The sequence below is a fragment of the Bacteroides luhongzhouii genome (assembly GCF_009193295.2).
GTDB lineage: Bacteria > Bacteroidota > Bacteroidia > Bacteroidales > Bacteroidaceae > Bacteroides > Bacteroides luhongzhouii.
On record NZ_CP059973.1, the window covers coordinates 2,181,607 to 2,206,499 of the forward strand.

Below are 24,893 nucleotides of genomic sequence, written 5' to 3' on the forward strand. Positions count from 1 at the left end.
TTACATTAAATGATTATTTACCGGCCGGATTCATAATCTGAATGGCTTGGCGTACATATTTGTAATTGACTTCATGCTTTGCGTCATTCTCAATATTAAGAGCACCGACTCCGCCTTTTGTACCGTCTGCAGGATTCCAATAGGCAAAACCTAAGATTGCAGGTATTTTACCATGTTCCGAATCAGTAAAGTTTCCTCCTCCTGTTTCCCACTTTTCATAGTTTACAGCTGGCACATACTGGTCGGGACGAAATTTTGCTTTCTTTGCGTATCCCCAGCCGTTGGTATCTAAATAGCTAGGCGTAGTGGCTTGGTAAGACTGGTGAATAAAATAATCGAAATATTTGGTGGTTTTATCTGCAATGGATGGGTCTAGTGTTTCGCCATCAATCACCAGCATTTTTCCTGTTCCTGATGCAGGACCCAGTCGTTTTCCCAGCTCTTCCACCAAAATAGTCATTCTGTCATTATAACTAGCCAGATTCCCATGACCGCCCCAATGTGGCTCATAATCCAAATCGTAACCGTCAAAATCATTAGCATATACGGAATCGCATATTGCATTTGCATATTTTCGGATTGCCGCTTCAAAGGTTGACGGATTATTGTTGTCCCAGCCCCAGAATTTTTCTCTACTTGCTTGATCTATATTATGTTCTAAGGGAGTAAACTCAACACCAATGTTAGTAATCAAAGAGCTGATTAATACACGTGTCCCTTTCTTTGTTTGCACATGTCGCATATCCTTCAAGCGGGCTTCATCCATATTTTGCCAACCTCCCCAACCAACAAAGACCAAGTCGAGGCTATCTGGAAGCCCGTCCAAATAATTCACTCTATTGGGACCTTTGCCTGACCATTGTTTAAACCAGCCGCACGCAATAGGATGCTTGCTTTTTTTGTAAGCTCGCAAGTTTTCGTAATATTCATCACTCATCTCAAAAGGTTTCTGCAAGAACAATGCTTCCGGTTCGTTTTCACAAGCCTGGAAAACAGTGAATAATACACCTAATAATCCGAATATTTTTATATATTTTCTCATAATCTATTTTTTTATAAATGGTCATCTCTCTTTTTTATCCCACCATAGTTTTGTACCGCCGGTGTCAGGTCCACCTAACAGGCTGATAGCTTTGGTTACTTCCACAGTATTGTTATCATATTCTGATTGTGGGAAAGTCATGCGTCTTATTTGAAGGTCAGTATCAATTGTGTTTCCACTATTGTTCACTATTACGGGGAACACTTTTGGATAATCTGTACGTCTGAATTCGGTCCATGCTTCCTGTCCATCGGGAAACATGGCGATCCATTTTTGAGTGATGATTCGTTCCAGATTTTTCTCAAATCCGTCAGACTCTTTCCATGGAATAGTGATAGTAGACAAAGATGGGTCTCCTTTCTTAATATCATTACCTCCAACCTGGTCAATAAATTCTGCCGGAATCTTGGATTCATTTGTCAGATAATCAGCTCTCATGGTAGCTCCCCAGTCTTTGAAAGATAATTGAATACCTGTTTCGTATAGATCTTTGGCATTTCCTTTCATTTCTTTAACCCAGCCGCGAAGAGCTCCTTCCGCTCTTAAAAAATAGACTTCAGACACACACATCCATCGAACCGGATTTTCGGCTTCTATATTGGGGACGGATAAAGGTAAATAATTATTTTTGGCGTTGATGTTAACTCCGTTTCTCACTCCGAAATATCCATTTTTCTTCTCTTTGAATGTTGATAGCCTGAAATAGGAAGATATGCGGGCATCATCATATCCGGTCAAGAAAGATTGCATATTAGCTCCCATGCGGGTATCGCTGTAGTCATACCAAATTTTCTTTAAGGGGTTGTAGACGGTTAATCCGTTGGCGGAAGCTAGCTGCGCATTATCTTCTACTGTTTCCATTACACCGGACGTAACAGCTTCTTTGGCATATTGTTTTGCCTTGTCTTTATCTACATATACAGTATGCATAGCCAGACGAAGTTTTAGAGAGTTGGCAAATTTCAGCCATTTGGTAAAATCACCTCCATATACTAAATCATAATTCTTTAGAGGGTGAGCTTCAGGAGTTTTTGCCACAAAATCTTCTATAATAGCGATCGCTTCATTCAATTCTTTGAAGAAAGTTTCATAAACTACATCCATTGCGTCATAGGGGGTCGTAATGAGCCCTTTCCCGAATTCGTTATATGGAAGTGGACCATAATAATCTGCCAGGCGGTGCATCGCTGCGACTTTCAGCACCAAAGACAAAGCATATTCAATACTGTTTTTCTCTGCTTTTTCCGACACCATTTTCCATGCAGGCATTACCTTTTCAAAAGCAACTTTGAAGGCCCTGTCTTTCCATCTTACCTGATGATTCAAGTCGTAAAAATTATTTGCTACGAATTTATCATTAATGGCTCCCATGTAGCCGGCGAATATATCTCCAGCCAGATTCTGTGCTTCCTGGTAATCGCCAGCAGCTGCATCTGTCGGTATAACGTCCCTTTGCATGGTGGTTATGAATCCTCCCACTTTCAGGTTGTCATAATTCAGCATATCATCAGTTACTCCGTAATCATTTGTATTCATATCTCTGAACTCACTTGTGCATGAGTTGAAAAAACAGCAGTAACTCATTATAGAGCATATTGCAATGCTATATTTCAATTGATTCTTTAAATTCATATTCATACATTTTGGATTAATTAAAAACCAACTTTCAAGCTAAAGCCTATACTTCTTAAACTCGGCTGCATAAAATAGTCGAATCCTTGATAGTAAGTCGATGTAGAAGCGGACAATTCCGGATCGAAAGGGGCTTTGTTGTAAAACATAAACAGGTTTTTACCTATAACGGAGAGTGTCAGTTTGTCAACCACATTGCCTAACCATTTTTTAGGAAATGTGTAGCCGAGTGAGAGTTCCTGTAAACGTACATTGGTAGCGCTGTATACATATTGCGAGAGAATACCGGTATTGCCTTTACCTACTACTTCATAGTAATCGCGCGCATCGATAGGATTGTTCCCATTTAAAGGTACTCCACCATTGTCACGTGCTATAGCCGATGCTTCAGATACGCCATAACGGTCCATTATAGCTTGCGTAGCCGATACTCCTACGCCACCGACACGAGCTGTAATCAAGAAGCTTAAGTTCACCCCTTTCCACTCAAATGAGTTGTTGAATCCCCAGTTAAAACGAGGAGCAGCACTTCCGGCTTTGATCCAGTTGTTGGAATCTTCAGAAATAGCACCGGTGGCAGGATCCATATAGATATATCCTTTTTCATCGGTTCGTAGACCTGATACGTAAATATCATTCATTGTTCCTCCTTCTTTCAGAATCATCTTGTAAGAACCTTGTGGTTGGAAAGGTTCTATCTCAGTTACTTGAAGTTTTTCTCCTGTTAATGGATTTACTGCGTCATCCGGTAAAAGTTCTTTTATTTTATTACGGTTCATCGTGAATGTAATCCCCGAGCGCCAATTCACAGGTCCTAATGCCTGTTTGTATACAAGACTGGCTTCAATTCCCCAGTTGTTGACTTTTCCTCCATTCAAATAGAATTCTTTATATCCAGAGCTGGGAGGCATTGTAAATGTAAAGAATTGGTTGTAAGTGTTTGAATTGTAGTATGTAGCGTCAATTGACAGTTTACCGTCAAACAAGCGCAAATTAATACCGGTTTCGAAAGACTTTGTCCGTTCCGGCTTTAAAAATGTTGCGGGTACATTGGGCAGTGTTTCCAGTACACCTTCATTAATATTATAAGTGGTGTTGGTTACAAACCGTTGAGGGGCATTACCCACTGCACTGTAAGAAGCTCTAAGCTTCAGAAAAGAGATTTTTGCTTTTGATAAGTCAAAGAACTCAGTCATGACTGCCGACAATCCGACAGAAGGATAAAAGAACCCCTTCTTCTCATGACTGGTAAAAGCCAAAGAAGAATACCAGTCGTTACGTCCTGTTACATCCAAAAAAATACCGCTTTTATAGCTTAGTTGGGCAGTACCGAATACGGCTTGATTATTTTCTTCATATCCACTTTGAATTGCGTGTGTATCTGCTGCTCCTTTAATGATATTTGCGAAAATAAATAGATTGGGAACTGTTTGCAAGTGTCCTTCATATCCATTGACTTCTTTCTTTGCGGTAGAGAAATTGCCGCCTAAATTGATATTCACTCCGAAATTTCCGAATTTGCGGTCGAAATTAGCTATTATATCACCATAAACATTTTTGTAATCAGTCTTTTGGTGCATATAGTTACCTTTGTCCGAGGCAAAAAGTAAGTCTGTTGAAGCAGACAATTTTCTCTCATAGGTATCTCCGGCGTTATCCATGCGTAGGCGGCCGGTGACATTTAATCCGTCTATAATACGATAACGTAATGTTCCTGAAAAGATATAGCGGTCTTTTACATTTTCAAATCGTTCACGGTTCATAATCCAGAATGGATTTTGCATGGACAAGTCCTGAACGCCATACTCCCAATATTGAGTCTTGAAACCACGTTCGGGGTTATAACGCTCATAAAGTTTATACTTTTCAATATCATCACCACGAGGAAACAAGTACAAGGGAATTAAGGGGTTATGATATTGACCTTGTGACATCATATTCTGACTGTAGCTTTTGACATAAGATGCGCTGAAGTCAAAAGTCAGCTTGTCTTTAATCAATTCTGCAGTGTTACGAACTGTAAAATTGTAGCGGTTGTACTCATTATTAGGAATAATCCCCCTTGCATTTGTTGCGGCTGCAGAAATATAGGTCTGATTTCTGTCTGTACCGGTAGATACACTCAAAGAGTTTGTTTCTGTAAAGCCGGTTTGAAAATAATCAAAAGGGTCGTATGTAGAAGGAGTTTCCAGCTTGTTTCCCCAACTACTGAATTGCCCTTCTTCAGAGCCGTATGTATTTTGGAACTTGGGTTTCACAAAAGGAGTCATAAATTGTGTATCATTGCTGTAATTCACTTTGATTTTTCCTTCTTCTCCTTTTTTAGTTGTAATAAGAATTACTCCATTCGCACCTTGTGTTCCATATAAAGCTGCTGCAGCCGCCCCCGTTAAAACAGAAACACTTTCGATATCATCCGGATTCAGGTTGGAGATACCATCACTGTCGCCGCCATCCGGATTTTCGTAAAATGATTCTGTCTGATCTGTTTTCATGGAAGAGAGAGGAATGCCGTCTAATACATACAGCGCGTTGTTGTCTCCAAACAAAGACTTGGTACCACGCATAACAACACGGGTAGATCCTCCGATACCAGATGCACTTTGATTGATGGTAACACCTGCGATTTTTCCAGATAAACTATTAACAAAGTTGGCGTCTTTCACAGCTGTCAGATCTGTGGATTTCATTTCCTGTACATTGTATGTCAAGGACTTTGTTTCGCGCTTGATACCCAATGCGGTTACTACCACTTCGTTAAGAAGCTGATTGTCTTCAGACATAACAATAGATAAGTTTGTATTATTTCCAATTTCAACTTCTTGTGCAGCATATCCTATATACGATATATCCAGTATATCTGTTTCTTTTACTTGCAAGGAGAAATTACCGTCCATATCAGTAATAGCGCCGACGGATTTGCCTTTTACTTTTACATTGACTCCGACTAGAGGTTCACCTCTCGAATCTATGACCTGTCCCGTGATTTTCTTGTCTTTACTATCTTTAACATTCTTTTTTGGGATAATCATTATGTAATCATCCTTTATTATATAAGTAAAGCCGGTTTTTTGAAGGATATTATTCAGGGCTTGTTCTAAAGGTTGATTCTCAATGTCTACTGAAATCTTTTCTTTGGGAAATTTTGAGTCATTATATGCAATAGCCATATTAGACTGTTTTCGGACTTCCGTTAAGGCAGTCTGCACTGAAATATTCTTTCTTTTTATAGTTATTTTACTATTTCTTTGTGCGTAAATATTCATTCCCATTAATAATAGGAGAATAATTAAAATACTTTTTCTTGCTGTTTTTAGATATAAATTCATATCTTAGTAGCGTTTTTAGTGTTAAACTTATGGTATTCTTCTCAGGTTACAATAGCAGCTTACCGCAGCTTTAAGACTAGATTCATCTCATATCCGGAGAAGGTGGGGCCTCTTCCGGATACTTTTTTTACATAGGCATATCCGATTTAAGAATTCAACAATAATGGTAAATACCTTACTTCCAATAGATATAACAGGTATTTTCTTTCAAGTGATAATCAAATTCACCAATAACTGTCTGCATTACTTCTAGCACTTCTTTAATATTTGCATTTTCTTTGAATACAAAGCTATACCGGTCTTGATTAATTTTCTTTTTCGAAGTTTGGAATGTTATGCTGTAATGACGTTCCAAGGTCTGTATTACCTCATTGATAGTAGCTTTATTGAGTACAATTTCTCCGCGTTGCCATGCTGTCACATCTTCTACGTCTGTTTCCAATAATACGCTTTTTAATGTACTTTTAGTATATACAACCTGTTGTCCAGGTGTCAAAATATAGTTTGTGGTATCATTGCAGTTTACTCTCACTTTCCCCTCTAGCAAGGTAGCAGTCAAAAGGTCCTCTTCCGGGTAAGCTTTTACATTAAATTCTGTACCTAAAGCAGTGATGGACATATCGGCAGACTTCACAATAAATGGCTTTTGGGGATTTTTGGTAACTTTGAAATCAGCTTCTCCCAACAAGTACACTGTGCGGGTTTTGCCTTCCAAATTCTCCGGATAGAATATATGCGAACCGGAATTCAGATGAATGATGCTGCCATCAGGGAGAGTGACAACCTCTCTCTTTCCATTTTTAACATAGTGTTCTACCATTGCCACAGCATCGTTCTCAATATGTTTTTCTGTAAACCATAAAGTGCCGGTGACCGACAAACAGATAATGAATACAGCAGCGGCAGTATATCTCCATATCGGTAAACGGTTTATTCTAATGATAGGAGCCGGTTGCACACCAATCTTATTCAGTACTTGGCGGAATGATTCTTCTGTATTTTTATCTGTCTTGTTTTTAGTCTTCGACCACAATTTGCGAAATATCACATCTTTCTCTGTTGCAGAATGATCACTTATCATCCAACGGTAGAAAAGATTGGTCGTCCGCTTTGAATAATCAAAACTAATGAAGTTCTTTACTATTTTTTCAAAATTACTTTTCATGTATCTAATTCAAGTGTTTATATATAAGAGACAACTTGCTTTGCATACATACTTAGTCTAAATAGAAAAAAAATAGAAATAAAATGATTTTTTTCAAATCTTGAAGAGATTTATAGATATGATGTTCTACTGTGCGAACTGAAATATTTAGCTTCTCGGCAATTTCCTGACTACTTAAACCTTCCTCCCTGCTCATCGAAAAAATGCGCCTGCGTTGTTCGGGCATACGTTCCAGGGCCATCTGTACTAGAAGTTCGAGTTCATGAACCTGAAGCTCGTCATCCGGTTTGGGCAAATCTCGCTCGGATATCTTCATCTTCTCTGCAGCGATTTCCAAGTAGTCAAGTTCTACAATTCGATGTTTTAGGAAATTATAAATATGATTTCTGACTACAGTATAAAGATAGCTATCCATTTTCTTACGGTTCATCCATAAATCCGGGTGTTCCCATAATTTAACGAAAATGTCTTGGGCTATATCTTCTGCATCTTCTTCCGATTTTAAGAGTTGCCAGGCGAAAGTTTTTACTTTGGGGAAATTTTTATTGAAAAAAGCTTGAAAACGTACTACTTTGTCTTCTACATCTGTAATAGCCATTGTGTTTTTTCCTTTGTTTTTTAATGGTTAACAAGTAAACTGCAACTATAAAATTAGAGAGTTTGTGGCAAAGTTACAGATTTAATATTCAAATCAAATATTTCACTATCAATTTAATTGAAATTTGTGTCAAAGGATATTTTGTCATCTTGAATCCGATATTGGAGAATTATTCATTTAGAGTTGAACAGTATTTTTAAGTTTGTACATCTTTCTATGATTGCTTGTATTTGTTTTGGATTTATTCAAAAGTAACTTGTTGGGAGTTGGTAGAGCAAATGTTAATAGCTAAAATCAGGTATTAATAGACGAGAATCCAACTATTAATACCTGATTTTTGAGATGTTACCTTTATTACTAATAAGATTATTTCTGCTGACGTTCGTCAAATTCTAACTCCACCTTTACCGGGAAGTGATCCGATGGAGTGCGGGCTTGATAAGCTTTGATGTCGATTTCTTCCGGACAGTCGTTTGCCTGCTTCTTTTCGCCGTTTCCTACGATGCTCCGGTAGGTATCTGTCAGTACACCGTATCTTTTCACATGAAAAGACGGAGATACAAATACATGGTCGATACGGCTTTCAGTAAAGCAGTTCGGGGCGAAGCCATTGAAGGTTCCGTTCACTGCATAGCGGAAGTCACACTTTTCGTATGAGTCGCAGAGCACTCCCTTGTCTACAAAAGCATCGTATGACTGATGAGTCTGATCGACATTGAAGTCACCGGTCAGGATAGCCGGAAGGTTTTTACCTTTGCCGAGTTCTTTCATTTTCTCCTGCACGAGGTATGCACTTTCCACACGAGCTTTTTTGCCGATATGGTCCATGTGTAAATTGAAGAAAAGGAACTCAAAACCGGTATCTTTACATTTGAAGTGTCCCCAACTGCAGATGCGTGGCAATACGGCATCCCAGCCTTTGCTTGGTACGTCCGGAGTTTCTGACAGCCAGAAATCGCCTTTCTCTACCAGATCGAACTTATCGGTACGATAGAAGATGGCAGAATGTTCTCCTTGATCTTTACCGTCATCACGGCCTACACCAATGTAGTCATAACCGGGAAGAGCTTCTTTCATATCTTTCAATTGATGAAGAAAACACTCCTGCGTTCCGAAAATATCGAAATCGTGGTATTGTACCATCTTGGCTATTACCGGGTAGCGTTGTCCCCAACCGTTTCCGTGAAGAGAATCGCTTCCATTGGCGTTTCTTAGGTTGTAAGAGGCAACAGTGAATGCGGTAGGCTGATAGTTACTTTGACAACCGCAGAGGGCTATCGCAACAAGGGCAATAAGTAAAAGGTTTTTGAGTTTCATGTTTTTATAGTTTGTTTGGTAGATAATTTATTGACTTCCAAAAGTACAATTTTTTATTCAAATGGAAGAGAGTGAGGTATATCTTTTTTGTGATTCCCATTATTTATTGGGCATGGAACTCATTGGGTATTGAATATTAGCCTGTAGAATGATGTAAGAAGATAGGATAATAAAAAAGCCATCCCCGGAATAGACGAAAGTAGGGATGGCTTTTTTTGTAGTGTGCTTACTATTCTTCGGCAGACTATGTCCTGCATGTTGTTGGCAAGGTTATTCCTTGACAGGCTCAGCCGGTTTGTCTTTTGATGTAGTGTCTGTGACAACTGTATCATTGACAATGGCGGCTAGTGCAACCAGTTCTGCCTTTGCAGGCGCGTCTTCTTTAGTTACAGTATCTTTTACTACTGTATCGTTGACAACTGTCGCATTGATTTCTGTCGGGGCTGTCACAGCTTCTGCAGAACTCTGAGCCTTTACAAGGAATGAACCACCACAAACAAACATAAACATTGCTACTACTAATACTAATTTTTTCATAATCGTTTGCTTTAATGATTATTAGACATATGTTTTCAATTCTCTACTTTTGTGTTAAGGAATCGGTTATTGCTTTTTCGTTAACATCTAATTAAAGATCAAAGCGCGTGCCAAAATGGAAGACTGTATGGTAAGTGGCTGATTAATAAAGATATGCGAAAATAAAATCAACCATGACGTTGGGGAAGTATGTGTGGAGTGTGTGGAAACTGTGGCGGGGAGTGTGGAAAAATTCCACACTCCCCGCCACAAATCTTTTGTTTGGTCATCTATTTTTTTCATCCGGGCAGAGACAAGGTTTGCCGGTGGCATTGAAAGTGGACCGTTGTGCGTCTACTTTTCTTAGATAGCTACCTAGTTCTTTAGAAAGTTTCTTCACGATGTCCGGATGCTGTGCACTGAGTCTTTTTATTCATGGGATAGTTGTTAAGTGTTTTTAGATGTCTTCTTTTCATAGCATTGTATGTAGGTTACTATATTGGTTTACAAATGCACGCAAATAATTTTTTTTTGAATATATAATTTCTTTCATTTAATATATGTGTTTTATCCAAAAGGGTACGGAAATGAGGTAAACTCATACAATTATAGTTCAAAAAAACTTCCGTAAACATTCTCAACTATACTTATCCCTATGAGAAAAAATACTCATAGTAATGAGAAGAAATACTCATAGTAATGAGAATTTTTTCTCATTGCAGTGAGAATATACCCTTGTTAGAATAGGCTGAAACAGTTCATTATTGTGCAGAAATAAAGTTTTCAACAGAAGTGCCGGAGAAAATTCAGTTAATCCGATGGTGTTACGGAGTATACTTGCAGATTTACAGAGTTATAAGTCTATATTATACAGTTTCAACTTATTATATAATGTCTTCCGGTCAATATTCAGTAATTGTGCAGCTTTACTTTTATTATTTCCAGTTTGGCGCAGTGCTTCCAAAATATGCTCTTTTTCGGTTTCTTCATTGCGTAATGCAATACTGGTGTTACTCAATGCAGGAGTTTCTAAAAGCTCGTTTCCCAATTCCAGCAAGGTAATGAAGCTGCTTTGTGCTAATAAAGTCGCTCTTTTGACGATGTTCTTCATTTGGCGTAAATTTCCCGGCCAATGATAGCTCAATAAAGCTTGGGATGCTTTGGCGTCAAAGCCAATCAGGTGTTTATCCAGTTCCTTGTTTGCTTGGTCGAGGAAGAAGTTGGCAAAGAGTAGAATATCCTCTTTCCGCTCTTTCAAATCAGGCATCCGCAGAGTAAATTCATTGATGCGATGATAAAGATCTTCACGGAAAGTGCCTTTCTCAATACCCTGTTCCAGGTTCTCGTTGGTGGCAGATACCAAACGAATGTCTACCGATATCTCCTGTGTAGAGCCTACCGGACGTATTTTTCTCTCTTGCAGAGCACGGAGCAGTTGTATCTGCACTTCATAACTAAGATTCCCAATTTCATCCAGGAAGATAGTACCTCCGTTGGCAGCAACGAAAGCACCAGTTTTATCAGTCAACGCACCTGTAAACGATCCTTTCACATGACCGAAAAACTCGGAAGCCGCCAGTTCTTTCGGGATAGAGCCACAATCTACGGCAATAAACGGTTTATCGCTTCGTTTGCTAAGCTGGTGAATACGATGTGCCACATACTCTTTTCCAGTTCCGCTGGAACCGTTGATAAGTACGGACATATTGGTCGGAGCTACCAGACCTACATAATTGTAGAGTTGCTTGGCTGCGTCGCTTTCTCCTTCCAGATAGGCACGGTTGTTTTCTATTGAATCTTTAGATGAGGCAGAAGAGCCTTTTTTAGAAGAAGATTTAGCTGTGTTATGAGTCGTAGGAGTTTCTCCGGACTGTAAACATTCAGAGATTTTCTTCAGTAACTCTTCCGGATTCACCGGCTTGGCGATATAATCACGTGCTCCCAGTTTCATTGCTTGCACGGCGGACTGTATATCCGCATAGCCAGTCATGATAATCAAAGGAATATCCATGCCTTGTTCGTTCATCCATTTCAGCAGATCAATGCCTTCATGGTCGGGCAGCCGCAGGTCTGATAAAACCAGGTCGACGCTTTGGCTTTCGATATGTTTCCGGGCGCGGGCAATATTACTCACTGATGATACTTCAAAGCCCTTTTTTCCTAACCAGGTTTTTAGCATCATTCCAAAAGTGATATCATCTTCAACGATCAATATGGAGCTCATCATGTCAGGTTTTGATTCTTTTAAGTCACAAAGGTAAGAGGATTTAGGCGAAAGTGGTATATTTGCAAACTTAAATTAAATAAAAGTGTTATGAAAAAGATTCTATTGATAATATTAACCATATCGTTTTGCGGACTTATTGCCTGCAAAACCGGAACAAAAAAAGGAGGAGACATGGATAAAGAAACGTTGGTAAAGATTGAAACAACTTTAGGAGACATCGAGGTGAAACTATATAATGAGACACCGAAACATCGTGATAATTTTATCAAACTGGTGAAGGACGGGGTTTATGAAGGTACACTGTTTCATCGTGTCATCAAAGATTTTATGATTCAGGCCGGTGATCCGGACTCAAAGAATGCGCCGAAAGGAAAAATGTTGGGTGCCGGAGACGTAGGTTATACCGTTCCCGCTGAATTTGTATATCCTAAATATTTCCATAAGAAAGGTGCCCTGTCCGCTGCCCGTCAGGGAGATAATGTGAACCCGAAGAAGGAATCTTCCGGTTGTCAGTTCTATATCGTGACAGGTAAAGTGTATAACGACTCTACTTTGCTGGGTATGGAAAGCCAGATGAATGAGAATAAGATTAATGTTATTTTCAATACACTGGCACAGAAACACATGAAAGAAATCTATAAGATGCGGAAAGCAAACGATGAAAACGGTCTTTATGATTTGCAGGAAAAACTGTTTGCGCAAGCACAGGAGATGGCTGCCAAAGAACCGGAATTCCATTTCACTCCGGAACAGATTGAAGCATACACGACGGTAGGCGGTACTCCGCATTTGGATGGCGAATATACCGTGTTTGGCGAAGTGGTGAAAGGTATGGACATTGTGGATAAGATCCAGCAGGTGAAAACAGACCGAAGCGACCGTCCTGAAGAAGATGTAAAGATAACAAAGGTGACAATACTTGACTGAATGGTATGAAAATCAACAGGCATATTCTTGATAATGGGTTACGTCTGGTACATTCGCAGGACGAAAGTACGCAGATGGTTGCCCTTAATATATTATATAATGTGGGAGCTCGCGACGAAGATCCCGAGCATACCGGCTTTGCCCATCTGTTCGAACACCTGATGTTCGGAGGGTCGGTGAATATTCCCGATTATGACATGCCGCTTCAATTGGCGGGTGGAGAGAATAATGCCTGGACGAATAATGATATAACCAATTACTACCTCACTGTACCTCGTCAGAACGTAGAAACCGGCTTTTGGCTGGAATCCGACCGGATGTTGAGTCTTGACTTTAGCGAACGGAGCCTGGAGGTACAGCGAGGAGTGGTAATGGAAGAGTTCAAGCAGCGTTGTTTGAACCAGCCTTATGGAGATGTCGGACATCTTTTGCGCCCTCTGGCCTATCAGACGCATCCTTATCAATGGCCTACGATCGGAAAAGAGTTGTCGCATATTGCCAATGCTACGCTGGAAGAAGTAAAAGCATTCTTTTTCCGTTTTTATGCTCCTAATAATGCGATATTGGCCGTGACCGGCAATATCTCTTTCGAAGAGGCAGTTGCTTTGACGGAAAAATGGTTCGCTTCTATTCCTCGTCGGGAAGTTCCTTTGCGGAACCTGCCACAAGAACAGGAACAGACAGAAGAACGGCGGTTGACGGTAGAGAGAAATGTTCCTCTCGATGCTTTGTTTATGGCCTATCACATGTCCGACCATCGGCATCCGGATTATTATGCATTTGATATTTTGTCGGATGTGTTGAGCAACGGACGTTCCAGCCGGTTGAACCAGCGTTTGGTACAACAGAAACAATTATTCTCGAGCATAGATGCCTATATTTCTGGCAGTGTAGATGCAGGGTTATTCCATATTAGTGGAAAACCTTCGGCTGGTGTCACTTTGGAACAGGCGGAAGCGGCAGTAAGGGAAGAACTGGAACTGTTGCAGCAAGAATTGGTTGATGAAGAGGAGCTGGAAAAAGTGAAGAACAAATTTGAGTCCACCCAAATATTCGGCAACATTAATTATTTGAATGTGGCAACCAATCTGGCTTGGTTCGAACTGCTTGGCCGGGCGGAGGACATGGAAAAAGAAGTAGAACGTTATCGTTCTGTCACAGCGAAACAATTGCAGAAAGTAGCCCAATCGGCTTTTCGGAAGGAGAACGGGGTTGTGCTTTACTATAAAAGTAAATGAGGATTTTAAATTTGGCACGGATTACGCTGTTGTTTTATGCAATCATATTTCTAAAAACCGTGAAATCCGCGTAATCCGTGCCTAAAAAGTTCTATTTATAAGACAAAGATGATGAAGAGACTATTTGATATATACAAGGACCATTACAAAGCACTTATTTTTCTCGGACTACCGATTGTGATCGGTCAAATAGGAGTGATTGTTCTCGGATTTGCTGATACATTAATGATCGGGCATCATAGTACGATTGAGTTGGGGGCGGCTTCCTTCGTAAATAATGTGTTTAATCTGGCGATTATTTTCAGTACAGGGTTTTCGTATGGACTGACTCCCATTGTAGGAGGTCTGTATGGGACTCGTCAGTATGCTCCTGCCGGACAGGCATTGCGCAACAGTTTGCTGGCAAACCTGATGGTTGCGTTGCTGTTGACTATATGTATGACTATTCTTTATTTGAATATAGAGCGTCTCGGACAGCCGGAAGAATTGATTCCTTTGATTAAACCGTATTACCTGGTTTTGCTTGCTTCATTAGTGTTTGTCATGCTTTTCAACGGATTCAAGCAGTTTACAGACGGAATTACGGATACCAAAACCGCCATGTGGATATTGCTTGGAGGAAATGTCTTGAATATCATAGGAAATTATATTCTGATTTACGGTAAACTCGGATTGCCCGAATTAGGTTTGTTGGGAGCAGGTATCAGTACGCTGTTCTCACGTATTGTGATGGTGATTGTGTTTATAATCATTTTTGTGCGTAGCCCGCGTTTTGTCCGTTATAAGATTGGCTTTTTCCGTTTGGGGTGGTCACGCGCCGTATTTGGACGCTTGAATGGACTCGGATGGCCGGTTGCTTTCCAGATGGGAATGGAGACAGCCTCCTTTAGTTTGAGCGCTATCATGATCGGTTGGCTGGGGACTATTGCTTTGGCTTCTCATCAGGTGATGTTGGCTATTTCGCAGTTTACATTTATGATGTATTACGGTATGGGGGCTGCTGTTGCTGTTCGTGTCAGCAATTTCAATGGTCAGAATGACATTGTCAATGTACGCCGTTCGGCCTATGCCGGTTTTCATCTGATGATGACATTGGGTGTCGTGCTTTCCCTGATTGTTTTTCTTTGCCGGAATTACTTGGGAAGCTGGTTTACCGACAGTCAGGAAGTGGCTGCTATGGTGACATCTCTAATCTTCCCTTTCCTTGTCTATCAGTTTGGCGACGGATTACAAATTACTTTCGCCAATGCTTTGCGTGGAATTTCAGATGTAAAACTGATGATGGTTATCGCCTTTATCGCCTATTTCATTATTTCGCTTCCCGTAGGTTATTTCTGCGGCTTTGTAATGGGATGGGGCGTAGTAGGTGTCTGGATGGCATTTCCTTTTGGTTTGACGAGTGCGGGACTGATGCTCTGGTGGCGTTTCCACTATATGACGAAACTCCCCGAACCCCATCCCAAAACCTAATACTTAATATTTAAAACTTAATACTTAAAACTCTACCCCAATGGCTTCCTTCCGTTTTACAAAGTTGAAAATAACCGCCGGTTACACTTTGTTACTGGCGATCCTCCTTTTCTCGCTGGTGTTTGTACATCGTGAGATGGAAGCATTGTCGGCAGCCGACGATCAACAGAATTTAAGAACAGATAGTCTGTTGACCCTTCTCCACGAGAAAGATCAAAACACGATTCAGATGTTGCGGGTGTTAAGTGAAGCAAACGACAGTCTTCTCTCAGCTTCGGAGATTGAAGAAATCATTTCCGAACAAGATTCTGTGATTACCCAACAACGGGTACAACATCGGGTCATCACCAAGCGTGACTCGTTAATAACTACTCCCAAAAAGAAGGGATTCTTCAAACGACTTGCAGAAGTGTTTTCCCCTTCTAAACAAGACAGTGCCGTATTAGTTAATACATCTTTGGAAGTAGCCACTGATACCATTCTCCAACCGACTACCTCTAAAGATTCTCTTCAGCAGAAAATCCGCATGGCTACCGAAGAAAAACGGTTGCAACGGAAGAAAACAATTCGGCGCACCAGTACAAAGTACCAGCGGATGAATACGCAGTTGACGGCACGAATGGATAGTCTGATTAAACAATATGAGGAAGAAATGACCCTGCGTGCCCGTCAGGATGCCGAACTTCAGCAGGAGGTGAGAATGCGGTCGGCACGTATCATTGGTGGTATCGCATCTGGTGCCGTACTATTATCGGCTTTTTTCCTGATATTGATTATGCGGGATATCTCTCGCAGCAACCGCTATCGTCAGCAATTGGAGGTGGCGAATAAACGGGCGGAAGATTTGCTTGTTGCCCGTGAGAAATTAATGCTGGCCATTACCCACGACTTTAAAGCTCCGCTGGGTTCAATCATGGGATATACCGAACTTCTGTCCCGGTTGACAAAAGATGAACGGCAACGGTTCTACCTCGACAATATGAAGAGTTCTTCGGAACATTTGTTGAAGCTGGTCAGTGACTTGCTCGATTTCCATCGACTCGATCTCAATAAAGCGGAAGTGAATCGTGTAACCTTTAACCCTTCCCAGCTATTCGACGAAATTTATGTCAGTTTCGAACCTTTGACCGCTGCCAAAGGTTTGGCCTTGCAATGTCACGTTGTCCCGGAACTGAACGGAAGATACATCAGTGATCCTTTGCGACTCCGGCAAATTGTGAATAACCTTTTGTCCAATGCCGTAAAGTTTACTCAAAAAGGAGAAATTAGCCTGACAGCCAGTTATGATTCTTCTAAGTTAACCATCGCCATCGCCGATACAGGAAAAGGAATGGCATCAGAAGATCGTGAACGTATCTTTCAGGAGTTTACACGTCTTTCCGGTGCGCAGGGGGAAGAAGGTTTCGGACTCGGACTCTCTATTGTGAAGAAATTGGTAACCTTGCTTGAAGGAACCATTGACGTGCAAAGCACATTAGGAAAAGGGAGCTGTTTTACTGTCACTCTGCCTCTTTATCCGGTAGGTAAATCCATTGCGGAAAGTGAATCTTCCGAAAATAAAAATGAGGATATAACAGAAGAACTGAGTACGATTCCTCCGATGAAAGTCATTCGTGTTCTTTTGATTGATGACGATAAGATTCAGCTGAATCTGACTGCTGCCATGTTGAAGCAACATGGTATCGATGCGGTATGTTGTGAACAGCTGGAGCAACTGATTGAACAGCTTCGTTCTTCTGTCTTCGATGTATTGCTGACAGATATACAAATGCCTGCCATCAACGGTTTTGATTTGGTAAAACTATTGCGGGCTTCTAATATACCACAAGCAAAAACAATCCCTGTCATTGCTGTGACCGCTCGTAGCGAAATGGATAAGATTGCTTTACATGAACATGGCTTTGCCGGTTGTCTGCATAAACCGTTTACAGTAAAAGAATTATTGATGACGGTAAATGAAGGGCAACTCTCGGCTGATGAAGCGCATATCACAGAAGATATGGAAACAGCCGGAATAAACTTCTCTGCACTTACTGCTTATTCTGAAGACGATCCGGAAGCGGCATACTCCATTGTTCAGACTTTTATTGAAGAAACAGGTAAGAATGCTGCGCGGATGCAACAAGCGTTGAATAATAAAGAGGTGGACGGGATAGCAGCTATGGCGCATAAGCTCCTCCCTCTCTTTACAATGATTGGAGCGGATGAAACCATACCTCCATTAAAGTGGCTGGAAGCTTGTCGTGGAGAAGAATTCTCGAAGAAAATAGAAGAAACAACGCTTAGTATATTAGAGGCTGTCCGTAAAATAATAAGTGAGGCAGATTGCTATTTGATGGTGATGAAAAATACCTAATAAGCCTTTTTCTTCTACTCCTTGACTAGTATCTGTATCTTTCTTACTATTAGCCAAACCTTTTTTCAAAATAATTTGTTTACTTTGTGTCACCTTATTTACACTGACACATTTTACATGAAACGAAAATGGATACGCTGGGTAAGCTGGATACTGCTTACTCCTATAATACTCTTTGTAATACTAATGGTATTGCTTTATGTTCCTCCCGTTCAGAATCTTTTGCGCCGGGAGGTTACTGCATATGCCTCTAAGGCAACCGGTATGCAGATTCAGGTGGAGCGGATAGACCTTCGTTTCCCACTTAATCTGTTGGTTCGTGGCGTAGAGGTCATTCAACAGCCGGATACTCTTTTGTCTTTGGAAAGCCTGAATGTCCGTGTGCAGGCATGGCCGTTAATAAAAGGAAAAGTCGAAGTGGATGAAGTCACTTTGAGCCAGGTAGCTGTTAATTCTGCCAATTTGATGGAAGGGATGAAGATTAAAGGCGTTTTAGGACGTTTCTTCCTGCAAAGCCATGGTGTTGACTTGTCCAATGAAGTAGCCGTTATCAATCAGGCCGAACTGTCTGATACCCATGTGGAGTTGTTGATGAATGATACCACAACCACTCCTAAAGATACTACAGACTCTGCTCCTGTAAATTGGAAAGTGGATCTTCATCAGTTGAAATTAAAGAATGTATCATTCAGTATGCAACTTCCTGCTGATTCCATGCGGATGGCAGCTCATATCGGGGAGGCTGCTATTGATGATGCACAGGCTGATTTGAAAAATCAGTTTTATGGCTTGAAGAAGTTCCTGCTGTCGGGAACTTCCGCCAGTTATGATACAGGAACTGCGCAACCAATAGAGGGGTTTGATGCTTCCCATATTGCCGTTCGTGATGTTCGCATCGCTTTGGATTCCCTGCTGTATAAAGGCAGGGATATGAATGCGGTCATTCGTGAGTTTACAATGAATGAACGTTCCGGGCTAAGTGTTATTTCACTGACAGGTAGAGCATATTCCAACGATTCAATCATAAGTGTTCCTGGTTTAAAACTAAAAACTCCTCATTCTGAAATAGATTTATCAGCCCATACCTATTGGGAACTAGTCAACATCCCGACTACAGGTCGTTTGTCCGCTAACCTCAATGCCTATATCGGCAAAGAAGATGTTCTGTTATTTGCAGGGGGACTGCCTGATAGTTTTAAAGAAGCCTATCCATTTCGTCCGCTTGTCATTCGTGCCGGTACGGACGGTAACTTGAAACAGATGCAGATTTCCCGTTTTACGGTAGACTTGCCGGGTGCTTTTGCTTTAGAGGGCGGCGGTATGATAGAAAACCTGGCCGACAGTCTGACGCGTACCGGAACCATTGGTCTGAAAATGACTACTCAGAATTTAAACTTCCTGACCGCTTTGTCAGGAGAAGCTCCCAATGGTACGATTGTGGTTCCTGACAGCATGAGTCTGGTGGCAAAAGTCGACATCAAAGGCCCTGAATATAAAGCAGACCTCCGTTTGAAAGAAGGAAAAGGAGCTATGGACGTGAATGCTGCATTAAATACATCTACCGAAGTTTACAAAGCCGATCTGAAGATAGACAATTTGCAACTCCATAATTTCCTCCCGAAAGACTCTATCTATGAACTTTCTCTTTCGGCTGCGGCTAATGGTCGTGGACTGGATATTATGTCCTATCATTCTTTTGCCAAACTGAATCTTTCATTAGATCAGCTTCATTATGCAAAATATCATCTCTCCAATCTTAATTTGACAGGAGACCTTAAAGGCGCACTGGTCACCGCACATCTGACAAGTGACAATGCTTTATTGAAAATGACAACCGATGCGGAATATAATTTGGCACACAGTTATCCTGATGGTAAGATAACGGTTGATGTTACTCAACTGGATTTACATGAATTAGGAGTCATGCCGCAGCCAATGAAGCGCCCGCTTACTTTTAATTTACTTGCCGAAGCTCGTCGGGATTTAGTTTCGGCACATTTCGTCTCCGGAGATATGAAACTTGATTTGAGCGCACGTTCCGGTGTTAATCCTTTAATTCGCCAATCTACTCACTTTGTGGATGTATTGATGAAGCAGATTGAGGAGAAAGCATTGAATCACGCTGAATTGCGTAAGGCGTTACCGACAGCCGTTTTCTCTTTCTCTGCAGGACAAGAAAACCCTTTGTCATATTTTCTGGCTACTAAAAAGATAGGTTACCATGATGCTTCTGTGAAATTCGGAACAGCTCCTAATTGGGGAATTAATGGAAAAGCCGCTATTCATGCTTTGAAAGTAGACACCTTGCAACTAGACACGATTTTCTTTACTGTCAAACAAGATACTACACTCATGAAATTGCGTGCCGGTGTTATTAACGGACCGAAGAATCCGCAATTCTCTTTCTCTACTACACTGACAGGAGAGATTCGTGACCGGGATGCGGAACTGCTGGTAGACTTTAAGAATGGAAAAGGAGAAACGGGCGTACTGCTCGGTGTCAATGCGCGTCCTTTGTTTGAAGGGCAAGGAAAAGGCGATGGATTAGCTTTCACATTAATCCCGGAAGAACCGATTATTGCCTTCCAAAAATTTCATTTTAATGAGAATCACAACTGGATTTATGTGCATAAGAATATGCGTGTATACGCTAATGTAGATATGTGGGATGATGAAGGAATGGGATTCCGTGTACATTCGGTGCGGGGTGATACTGTTTCTTTACAGAATATTGATGTCGAAATCCGAAGAATCAGTTTAGCCGAATTAAGCAAAGTACTGCCTTATTTCCCGGAAATAACCGGTTTATTCTCTGCGGAAGCACATTACGTGCAGACTGAAAAAGATCTTCAACTCTCGGTTGAATCATCTATTGACGAACTGACTTATGAACGTCAACGGATTGGTGATGTAACATTAGGAGCTACTTGGTTGCCGGGTGAACAAGGGAAACAATATCTTAACGCTTATCTGAATCATGACAAGGTGGAAGTGATGGTGGCGGATGGCAAGCTAGTCCCAACCCGGACAGGAAAAGATAGCCTGGAAGTAAATGCCACTCTGGAGCACTTTCCGCTCCGTGTAGCTAACGTATTCATTCCCGACAAAATGGCTGCACTGGCCGGTGATATGGATGGTAATCTGAACATTACCGGTAGCACCGAACAGCCTTTGATTAATGGTGAACTGATATTGGATAGTGTTTCTGTCCTTTCCCGACAGTATGGTGCTAACTTCCGGTTCGACAACCGCCCGGTACAGATAAAGAATAATCGTTTGGAATTTGATAAATTCGCTATTTATACAACAGGAAAGAATCCATTTACGATTGACGGATCTGTTGATTTCAGAGATATGTCCCGGCCGATGGCAAATTTGAATCTGCTGGCGCAGAACTATACGCTTCTGGATGCTAAACGCACCCGCGAAAGTCTGGTCTACGGAAAAGTATATGCTGATTTTCGGGCAACGGTGAAAGGTCCGTTAGACGGATTGAATATGCGTGGAAACATGAGTTTGTTGGGCAATACAGATGTTTCTTATATATTGACCGATTCACCGTTGACTGTACAGGACCGTTTGGGAAGTTTGGTAACCTTTACTTCATTTAGTGACACCACTACGGTTGTTCAGCAAGAAGTGCCGACCGTTTCTTTAGGCGGGCTGGATATGGTGATGATGGTACACATCGACCCGTCCGTTCGTTTGAAAGTCGATTTGGACGCAAGCAATGACAATCGTGTTGAGCTGGAGGGAGGAGGTGACCTTTCTATGAAATACACTCCGCAAGGTGATCTGACATTGACCGGACGCTATACGTTGAGTGGTGGCTTGATGAAATATGCTTTGCCTGTCATCGCTGCCAAAGAATTTGCTATCGACAACGGCAGCTATGTGGAATGGACGGGAAATCCTATGGACCCGATGCTGAACTTCAAAGCAACCGACCGTATCCGTGCTTCTGTCTCCGAAGGAGAGAATGGCGGAACACGTATGGTTAATTTCGATGTGTCCATCGTCGTCAAGAACCGACTGGATAATCTTTCTTTCGCCTTTGACGTATCTGCCCCCGAAGACGCAACCATACAAAATGAATTGACGGCTATGGGAGCGGAAGAAAGAGGTAAACAGGCTTTATATATCATGGTTATGAAAACCTACCTTGGTACCGGACCGATTGGCGGCGGAGGTGGTGGACTGGGTAAACTGAATATGGGTTCTGCATTGAACTCCGTATTAAGTAGCCAAATCAACTCATTGATGGGGAACCTGAAAAATGCCAGTGTTTCTGTCGGTATCGAAGATCACGATTTGTCGGATACGGGTGGTAAGCGTACGGATTACAGTTTCCGTTATTCACAACGTCTCTTCAATAACCGTTTCCAGATTGTAATCGGAGGTAAAGTTTCTACGGGTGAGAATGCGACGAATGACGCGGAATCTTTCATCGATAACATCTCTCTGGAATATCGTCTGGATAGAACCGGAACCCGTTATGTCCGTCTGTTCTACGATAAAAACTACGAGAGTGTACTCGAAGGCGAGATTACGGAAACCGGAGTCGGTCTGGTGCTTCGCAAGAAGCTGGATAAACTCAGCGAACTGTTCATCTTTAAGAAAAAGAAGTAAACATGAAAGGTATATATAATAACATATTAGCAAGTTGTCTGATTGGTATCATCTTGCTTTCGGGTTGTTCGGTGACAAAGCATCTGCCCGAAGGGGAGGTACTTTATACAGGAGGAAAAACTGTCATACAAAATAAGTCGACAACACCGGTAGGGGGGACGGCCCTGACAGAGATTGATGCGGCTCTTGATAAAACTCCCAGTACGAAGATGTTGGGAGGACTTCTGCCTATTCCTTTTAAGATGTGGATGTACAATGACTTTGTGAAATATAAAAAAGGATTTGGAAAGTGGATGTTCAACCGACTGGCTGCCAACCCTCCGGTATTTATTTCTACTGTTAATCCGGAGGTCCGCATCAAGGTGGCTACAAACTTACTCCGCGATTATGGTTACTTTAATGGGAAAGTGACTTATGAAACATTGGTTGATAAGAAAGATAGCCTGAAAGCAAGTATTCTTTATACGGTAGACATGAAGAATCCTTATTTTATAGATACAGTTTATTATCAGCGTTTCACTCCCCAAACTTTGCGCATTATGGAACGGGGACGTCGAATGTCTTATATAAGTCCCGGCGAGCAGTTTAACGTGGTCGATCTGGATGCAGAACGTACTCGTATCAGCACGCTGTTGCGTAACCGGGGATATTTTTATTTCCGTCCCGATTATATGACTTATCAGGCAGATACGACGTTGGTTCCCGGTGGACATATCAGTCTTCGTCTGATTCCCGTTCCGGGATTACCCGCTGCGGCACAACGTCCTTACTATGTAGGGGATGCTTCTGTTTATCTGTTTGGTAAGAATGGTGAGACGCCCAATGACAGCATGATGTATAAGAATCTGAATATTCATTATTATAAGAAATTGCAGGTACGTCCGAATATGCTTTATCGTTGGTTGAACTATCAACAGTTTGTGCGGAACGCACAGATGCGGGCTTCCAATCGTACCCGTCTTTACAGTCAGTATCGACAGGAACAAGTGCAGGAGAAACTTAGCCAGTTGGGGATCTTCAGTTATCTGGATTTGCAATATGCCCCGAAAGATACGACAGCCGTTTGTGATACGCTGAACGTAACTATGCAGGCCACGTTTGCCAAGCCGCTGGATGCCGAGCTGGAATTAAATGTTGTAACCAAAAGTAACGACCAAACCGGTCCCGGGGCATCATTCGGTGTCACCCGGAACAATGTATTCGGAGGTGGTGAAAGCTGGAATGTGAAGCTGAAAGGCTCTTATGAATGGCAAACCGGCGGAGGAGAAAAAAGTTCTCTGATGAACAGCTGGGAGATGGGAGTTTCTACCTCTCTGACTTTCCCGCGTGTGGTTTTCCCACATTGGGGGAAAAGGGAGTTTGACTTCCCGGCTACCACTACATTCCGTTTATACATCGACCAGCTGAACCGTGCCAGATATTATAAACTGTTGTCATTCGGTGGAAATGCTACCTACGATTTCCAACCGACACGTACAAGCCGGCATAGTATCACTCCTTTCAAACTGACATTCAACGTTCTGCAACACCAATCGGAAGAGTTCAAGGAAATAGCCGATGCCAATCCTGCATTATATATCAGTTTGAAAGACCAGTTTATCCCTGCAATGGAGTATACATATACTTATGATAATGCTTCCACACGTGGTGTAAAGAATCCGATCTGGTGGCAGTCTACCGTCACTTCTGCCGGAAACCTGACCTCGGTGATTTACCGTGCTTTCGGTCAGTCTTTCAGCAAAGAGGACAAACGTTTGCTGAACGTCCCTTTCGCGCAGTTTGTGAAACTGAATACGGAATTCCGCCACTTGTGGAATATGGACAAGAACAATAAGATTGCTTCTCGTGTAGCCTTGGGCGCTCTCTTCGCCTACGGTAATGCAACGATTGCCCCTTACAGCGAACAATTCTATGTGGGTGGTGCCAACAGTATCCGTGCTTTCACGGTACGTAGCATCGGACCGGGTGGATACCATCCCGCAGAAAGCCGCTATTCTTACCTCGACCAGACGGGTACTTTCCGTTTTGAGGCAAATGTAGAATATCGTTTCCGTATCTTTAAGAGTATTTGGGGTGCTACTTTTCTGGATGCAGGAAATGTTTGGTTGATGCGTAAAGATGAGGCTCGTCCGGACTCACAGCTCGAACTGAAAACTTTCCCGAAACAAATCGCCTTGGGTACTGGTGTCGGTATTCGTTATGATATGGATATTCTTGTGTTCCGTCTTGATTTCGGTATCCCTTTGCATCTACCTTACGATACAGAACGAAGCGGATATTACAATGTCACAGGAGCCTTTATGAAAAATCTGGGAATACATTTTGCTATCGGTTATCCCTTCTAATGAATGATTTTTGTACGATTTTGGTAAATAATGATTGATATTTGTCCTGTTGGATTCAACTATTTTTGTAATTTTGCAACGAAATCTGATGCCGTTGACATC

General features: G+C 41.7%; 14 protein-coding genes. 6 read left to right on the forward strand and 8 right to left on the reverse strand.

What is annotated here, in order from left to right; all coding sequences use genetic code 11:
* Positions 1-13: 13 nt before the first annotated feature.
* From GD631_RS07855 to GD631_RS07890, 8 genes are all read right to left on the reverse strand, one after another.
* Positions 14-1,042, reverse strand: coding sequence for a glycoside hydrolase family 18 (locus GD631_RS07855; protein ID WP_143260540.1), 1,029 nt, complete (start codon positions 1,040-1,042; stop codon positions 14-16).
* A gap of 21 nt (positions 1,043-1,063) precedes the next feature.
* Complete coding sequence (locus GD631_RS07860) at positions 1,064-2,578, reverse strand: RagB/SusD family nutrient uptake outer membrane protein (RefSeq protein WP_185911603.1); 1,515 nt, start codon at positions 2,576-2,578, stop codon at positions 1,064-1,066.
* 116 nt (positions 2,579-2,694) lie between these two features.
* On the reverse strand, positions 2,695-5,844 hold the full coding sequence (locus GD631_RS07865) for a TonB-dependent receptor (protein ID WP_223225948.1): 3,150 nt from the start codon (positions 5,842-5,844) through the stop codon (positions 2,695-2,697).
* Positions 5,845-6,178: 334 nt separating this feature from the next.
* Positions 6,179-7,168, reverse strand: a complete 990-nt coding sequence (locus tag GD631_RS07870; RefSeq protein ID WP_143260555.1) for a FecR family protein — start codon at positions 7,166-7,168, stop codon at positions 6,179-6,181.
* 52 nt (positions 7,169-7,220) lie between these two features.
* Positions 7,221-7,766, reverse strand: coding sequence for an RNA polymerase sigma-70 factor (locus tag GD631_RS07875; protein ID WP_143260557.1), 546 nt, complete (start codon positions 7,764-7,766; stop codon positions 7,221-7,223).
* A gap of 366 nt (positions 7,767-8,132) precedes the next feature.
* A complete protein-coding gene (locus tag GD631_RS07880) occupies positions 8,133-9,083 on the reverse strand; it encodes an endonuclease/exonuclease/phosphatase family protein (protein ID WP_143260558.1) in 951 nt (316 codons plus the stop codon).
* 270 nt (positions 9,084-9,353) lie between these two features.
* On the reverse strand, positions 9,354-9,620 hold the full coding sequence (locus GD631_RS07885) for a hypothetical protein (protein ID WP_117936073.1): 267 nt from the start codon (positions 9,618-9,620) through the stop codon (positions 9,354-9,356).
* A gap of 832 nt (positions 9,621-10,452) precedes the next feature.
* Complete coding sequence (locus GD631_RS07890; protein ID WP_143260559.1) at positions 10,453-11,826, reverse strand: sigma-54-dependent transcriptional regulator; 1,374 nt, start codon at positions 11,824-11,826, stop codon at positions 10,453-10,455.
* An 87-nt stretch (positions 11,827-11,913) separates the two neighbouring features.
* Between GD631_RS07890 and GD631_RS07895 the strand changes: the two genes are divergently transcribed.
* The 6 genes from GD631_RS07895 (at position 11,914) to tamL (ending at position 24,791) form a co-directional block, all read left to right on the forward strand.
* Positions 11,914-12,753, forward strand: coding sequence for a peptidylprolyl isomerase (locus GD631_RS07895; protein ID WP_143260560.1), 840 nt, complete (start codon positions 11,914-11,916; stop codon positions 12,751-12,753).
* 5 nt (positions 12,754-12,758) lie between these two features.
* A complete protein-coding gene (locus tag GD631_RS07900; protein WP_143260561.1) occupies positions 12,759-13,991 on the forward strand; it encodes a M16 family metallopeptidase in 1,233 nt (410 codons plus the stop codon).
* 111 nt (positions 13,992-14,102) lie between these two features.
* The gene (locus GD631_RS07905; RefSeq protein WP_143260576.1) at positions 14,103-15,461 is read left to right on the forward strand and encodes an MATE family efflux transporter; all 1,359 of its coding nucleotides are present in this window, start codon (positions 14,103-14,105) and stop codon (positions 15,459-15,461) included.
* 40 nt (positions 15,462-15,501) lie between these two features.
* Positions 15,502-17,817 carry a hybrid sensor histidine kinase/response regulator gene (locus GD631_RS07910; protein WP_143260562.1) on the forward strand — a complete coding sequence of 772 codons (2,316 nt, stop codon included), beginning with the start codon at positions 15,502-15,504 and terminating at the stop codon, positions 17,815-17,817.
* A gap of 117 nt (positions 17,818-17,934) precedes the next feature.
* On the forward strand, positions 17,935-22,446 hold the full coding sequence (locus tag GD631_RS07915; protein ID WP_185911604.1) for a translocation/assembly module TamB domain-containing protein: 4,512 nt from the start codon (positions 17,935-17,937) through the stop codon (positions 22,444-22,446).
* Positions 22,447-22,448: 2 nt separating this feature from the next.
* The gene (gene tamL, locus GD631_RS07920) at positions 22,449-24,791 is read left to right on the forward strand and encodes a translocation and assembly module lipoprotein TamL (protein ID WP_143260563.1); all 2,343 of its coding nucleotides are present in this window, start codon (positions 22,449-22,451) and stop codon (positions 24,789-24,791) included.
* Positions 24,792-24,893: the final 102 nt, after the last annotated feature.

Excerpts from the sequence above, each read along its gene's own strand:
- GD631_RS07895 (WP_143260560.1), top strand. The coding sequence starts at position 11,914 with ATGAAAAAGATTCTATTGATAATATTAACCATATCGTTTTGCGGACTT.
- GD631_RS07910 (WP_143260562.1), top strand. The coding sequence starts at position 15,502 with ATGGCTTCCTTCCGTTTTACAAAGTTGAAAATAACCGCCGGTTACACT.
- GD631_RS07890 (WP_143260559.1), bottom strand. The coding sequence starts at position 11,826 with ATGATGAGCTCCATATTGATCGTTGAAGATGATATCACTTTTGGAATG.
- tamL (WP_143260563.1), top strand. The coding sequence starts at position 22,449 with ATGAAAGGTATATATAATAACATATTAGCAAGTTGTCTGATTGGTATC.
- GD631_RS07880 (WP_143260558.1), bottom strand. The coding sequence starts at position 9,083 with ATGAAACTCAAAAACCTTTTACTTATTGCCCTTGTTGCGATAGCCCTC.
- GD631_RS07860 (WP_185911603.1), bottom strand. The coding sequence starts at position 2,578 with ATGAATACAAATGATTACGGAGTAACTGATGATATGCTGAATTATGAC.
- GD631_RS07865 (WP_223225948.1), bottom strand. The coding sequence starts at position 5,844 with ATGGCTATTGCATATAATGACTCAAAATTTCCCAAAGAAAAGATTTCA.
- GD631_RS07900 (WP_143260561.1), top strand. The coding sequence starts at position 12,759 with ATGAAAATCAACAGGCATATTCTTGATAATGGGTTACGTCTGGTACAT.
- GD631_RS07875 (WP_143260557.1), bottom strand. The coding sequence starts at position 7,766 with ATGGCTATTACAGATGTAGAAGACAAAGTAGTACGTTTTCAAGCTTTT.
- GD631_RS07915 (WP_185911604.1), top strand. The coding sequence starts at position 17,935 with ATGAAACGAAAATGGATACGCTGGGTAAGCTGGATACTGCTTACTCCT.
- GD631_RS07855 (WP_143260540.1), bottom strand. The coding sequence starts at position 1,042 with ATGAGAAAATATATAAAAATATTCGGATTATTAGGTGTATTATTCACT.
- GD631_RS07885 (WP_117936073.1), bottom strand. The coding sequence starts at position 9,620 with ATGAAAAAATTAGTATTAGTAGTAGCAATGTTTATGTTTGTTTGTGGT.
- GD631_RS07870 (WP_143260555.1), bottom strand. The coding sequence starts at position 7,168 with ATGAAAAGTAATTTTGAAAAAATAGTAAAGAACTTCATTAGTTTTGAT.
- GD631_RS07905 (WP_143260576.1), top strand. The coding sequence starts at position 14,103 with ATGAAGAGACTATTTGATATATACAAGGACCATTACAAAGCACTTATT.